Genomic DNA, 2,337 nt, shown 5'->3' with positions numbered 1-2,337 from the left:
CTTTGATGCCCGTCAGTTAATGGCTCAATGGCAACAACACTTTGGCGCTGCGCTGGTGGTGCGTTTAGACAGTGATGGCGCAGGTTATATCGATGCGGATTCGCAGGGCTGGATCCCTGCTCTGGCAACGCAAGTGGTCGACACGATTGGCGCCGGTGACAGCCATGCGGGAGGAGTGTTAGCCGGGCTCGCGTCAGGTTGGTCATTGGCCGAGAGTGTGGCATTGGGTAATGCCGTGGCGTCTTATGTGGTGTCGCAACGCGGTGGTGATTGTGCACCCGATCGCGCTACGCTGCAGAGCTATTGGCAGCAAAGACTTACTCAGCAATAAAGACGTACATGTCGCTGCGGCAGTAGCTGATGCTGTACTCCAAAGGATTGCCTTGCGCGTCAAGTGCCAGCTGTTTAATCACTAACACAGGGACATTGGCGGGCAGGGCAATCTGCTGCTGGAGCGCTTCATCAGGCATGCGGGCACTCACTCTGCTTTGGGACTTAACAGGCAAAATCTGTTGCTTGTTAAAGTAATCATACAAAGAAATCCCAATGTCATCGGCATCCGCAATAAAGTGTGCCGGCACCCAGGATTCTTCTACCGATACAGCCTGCTGATCGACATAGCGAATACGCTTCAGCAAGTAGACTTCGCTACCTTTGCTTAATCCCAGTTTTTCACCGATCTCCGCGCTGCACTGAATTTTGCTCTTATTAATCCACACCGTATCGGGCTTTTTACCGCGTAAAACCGCCTGCTGCGACAAACCTTTGGGCTCTTTCAGCGAATACTCAAACTGGCTGCAAATCTGTGTACCGTAACCGCGTGAACGAAACACCACTCCCTCTTTTTCCAGCTCATCCATCGCTTTACGCACCGTAATACGCGAGATGCTGAGCGACTGGCTGAATTCCCGCTCACCGGGCAGGATCTCTTCATGCACCAGGATGCCATCACGCACCGCCTCTTTGATGGCGGCGGCAAAGCGCTTGTACAACGGCGTACGGCTCTCTTCAGCCAGTGTGGTGGTAAGCCGCGAAAACAGCGGATTCTGTTCAGTCATAGCGGGCTGAGCACTCTATTGGGTTAGCCAGGGGTGAGATATGATACTGAATTTTCACCGTTCGCGTAGCGACTTTAACCACATGTTATTGCGGTTATTAGCACTTAGATTCAACCAATCCCTTCGCTTATAATTTGACCTAACCCGTAACGAAGACTATAGTCACGCTTACGGATATTTTAAGGCAAGGAGGGGTAAATGGGCATTTACCTGACGCCAGAATTTCAGGAAGAGAGATGTAATGCACGCATCAATGATAAAATTTTGTGTAAAGCTGCAAAGTCAATTTTGCGGGATTACATGGAGACCCATTAGGACGTTACACGTTCAAAAAACGACTCGGGTTGCCTGGTGTGGGGGCATCTGACGGCGCGCGTAGCATTGTTTTCTTCAATTATGGCAACAACATTTATTTCTTTGATATGTACTTGAAAAGTCAGCTATCAAAGAAGAAAGGCAAAGAACTTGAAGATGATGAAATTGATGCTTATTGCCGTATCGCTCGGGATTTTATTGCGATGTCAGATGAGAAGGTCCGGGAGTTGATTAAGTTAAAAGAACTAATCGAGGTAACTTGTGATGACTGAACGCTTAAAGAAAATCCACGATATGGCGCAGCGCTATAACCAATTGGGCGTTGTTCAGGGTGAGACGGTTGCGGAAATCAGTGCGGCGATCGAAGCTCGTAATATCCCTCCAGTACGCGCTATGTCTGGGATTGAGATTAAAGCGGTACGCTTAAGATGGAAGATGTCGCAGGCGGCGCTGGCAATGACTACAGGCATGTCAGTTGAGAGTGTTTCAAAGTGGGAACGTAACGAGAGTAAACCCAATAAAGCGGCTTTGCGTATCCTCAATACCATTGAAGATAAAGGTCCAGCGGTTTTCATCCTGTAAAACATAAAAGCCCATCGGGGCTTTTATGTTTCAAATATCTAATCACCGCTCATCAAACGGCACGCCGCCTTTAGATTTATGATGCTTAGGCGTTTCAATGATTGAGACCGTCACCGAATTGGCATCAATCTCAAACGAGTCCGCGACTGCGGCAGTCACCGCTTTCAGCAACTTCTTCTTCTGCTCAACCGTGCGGCCTTCCGCAGCATAGACAACGATTTCTGGCATTTCCGTTTCTCCTTGAGGGTTCAGATTCGGTTTCAGCATAACCCAGTCATGCCCGAGCATGCAGTGTCAATTTGTCATAAACACCCGCGCAAACCGTTTATCCCCGCGGGCGATCTGTGTTTAAATGTGTATTGTTATGTTATAACGTAATTTC

General features: G+C 48.8%; 4 protein-coding genes and 1 pseudogene. 3 read left to right on the top strand and 2 right to left on the bottom strand.

All coding sequences use genetic code 11. The annotated features are described in order from the left end of the window. Positions 1-331 (top strand): PfkB family carbohydrate kinase (locus tag H7A81_RS26875; RefSeq protein WP_255479061.1); only part of this gene is annotated, 331 nt, incomplete at its 5' end. Here the strand turns inward: H7A81_RS26875 and H7A81_RS26870 are convergent. Then, complete coding sequence (locus tag H7A81_RS26870; RefSeq protein ID WP_160834523.1) at positions 318-1,058, bottom strand: GntR family transcriptional regulator; 741 nt, start codon at positions 1,056-1,058, stop codon at positions 318-320. The genes H7A81_RS26875 and H7A81_RS26870 overlap by 14 nt on opposite strands. A 305-nt stretch (positions 1,059-1,363) precedes the next feature. On the opposite strand from H7A81_RS26870, the pseudogene H7A81_RS27875 reads away from it, so the two are divergent. Both H7A81_RS27875 and H7A81_RS26860 read left to right on the top strand, forming a co-directional pair. After that, positions 1,364-1,645: pseudogene (locus H7A81_RS27875) on the top strand (type II toxin-antitoxin system RelE/ParE family toxin); the annotation flags it as partial. Continuing rightward, the gene (locus H7A81_RS26860) at positions 1,638-1,955 is read left to right on the top strand and encodes a DNA-binding transcriptional regulator (protein WP_097117631.1); all 318 of its coding nucleotides are present in this window, start codon (positions 1,638-1,640) and stop codon (positions 1,953-1,955) included. The pseudogene H7A81_RS27875 and the gene H7A81_RS26860, both read left to right, overlap by 8 nt. 42 nt (positions 1,956-1,997) lie before the next feature. On the opposite strand, the gene H7A81_RS26855 is transcribed toward H7A81_RS26860, so the two are convergent. Next, positions 1,998-2,183 (bottom strand): tautomerase family protein, encoded by a 186-nt coding sequence (locus tag H7A81_RS26855; protein WP_034822328.1) that lies wholly within the window; start codon positions 2,181-2,183, stop codon positions 1,998-2,000. Between the last annotated feature and the right edge of the window lie 154 nt (positions 2,184-2,337).

Origin of the sequence: Pantoea sp. ME81 (genome assembly GCF_903970985.1) — a bacterium.
GTDB classification, from domain to species: Bacteria; Pseudomonadota; Gammaproteobacteria; order Enterobacterales; family Enterobacteriaceae; genus Pantoea; species Pantoea communis.
This window is presented reverse-complemented; position numbering and strand designations above follow the sequence as displayed.

Excerpts from the sequence above, each read along its gene's own strand:
- H7A81_RS26870 (WP_160834523.1), bottom strand. The coding sequence starts at position 1,058 with ATGACTGAACAGAATCCGCTGTTTTCGCGGCTTACCACCACACTGGCT.
- H7A81_RS26860 (WP_097117631.1), top strand. The coding sequence starts at position 1,638 with ATGACTGAACGCTTAAAGAAAATCCACGATATGGCGCAGCGCTATAAC.
- H7A81_RS26855 (WP_034822328.1), bottom strand. The coding sequence starts at position 2,183 with ATGCCAGAAATCGTTGTCTATGCTGCGGAAGGCCGCACGGTTGAGCAG.